The organism is Bacillus sp. P4_E1, from assembly GCF_056401715.1.
This window is the reverse complement of record NZ_JBFUIV010000065.1, coordinates 1-776: the sequence shown is the minus strand read 5'-3', so window position 1 is coordinate 776 and position 776 is coordinate 1. Positions and strand designations below refer to the sequence as shown.

General features: G+C 36.5%; 1 protein-coding gene. It reads right to left on the bottom strand.

Features of this window, described 5'->3' with window-relative positions:
• Positions 1-4: 4 nt before the first annotated feature.
• Positions 5-712: an IS6 family transposase gene (locus tag AC1DS7_RS28825; RefSeq protein ID WP_476999403.1), complete on the bottom strand. Its 708-nt coding sequence runs from the start codon at positions 710-712 to the stop codon at positions 5-7.
• Between the last annotated feature and the right edge of the window lie 64 nt (positions 713-776).

Below are 776 nucleotides of genomic sequence, written 5' to 3'. Positions count from 1 at the left end.
TATCTTATGCCGCAAGCCCAAACAATTGATGGATGAATTCTTTTTGATTTTGGACAGACTGGTCCCGTAAATCAACCTGTTCTTTTTTAATCATATGCATGACTTCTACTCCAGAAAGAATGGATGTAGCTGTGTCAAAACATTTGAACCCTAGCATAGAACGAATTCGCTTCTTTATAAAACGATGATCTTGTTCTACTATGTTATTCAAGTACTTTTGTTGTCTAAGTMGCATACCACCAGGTATGCTTTTTTCTTTTTTCAACTGTTCAATTGCAATRGGATAAKCTGGATTTTTATCGACTGTTATAACACGAGGTTTTGAAACATGAAAAGACTGCAAGGCCTTCTTGAAAAAGTGCTTTGCAGCCTTCTGRTCTCTTGTTTTGCTTAGGTAAAAATCGATTGTATTTCCTTTTGAATCAACAGCACGATACAGGTACATCCATTGACCTTTTACTTTGATATATGTTTCATCGACTCTCCAGGAGTCATTTGTTTGTTTAAGGTGACKTCRGATTCGTTTGTCCAATTCAGGACCGTACTGATGAACCCAACGCATAATCGTTGTATGAGAAATGGATAAGCCCCGTTCCTCCATCATTTCCACTAAATCACGAAAACTGAGGTTGTACCGTAGGTACCATCTTACCGTTAACAAAATAATATCAGGCTGATAATGTTTCCATTTGAATAAATTTTCCTTTTCCATACCAATCACGCACCTTCTTTAGATTAGTAGTATCAGTATGTCCAAGATTTGTAGATTTATTGCA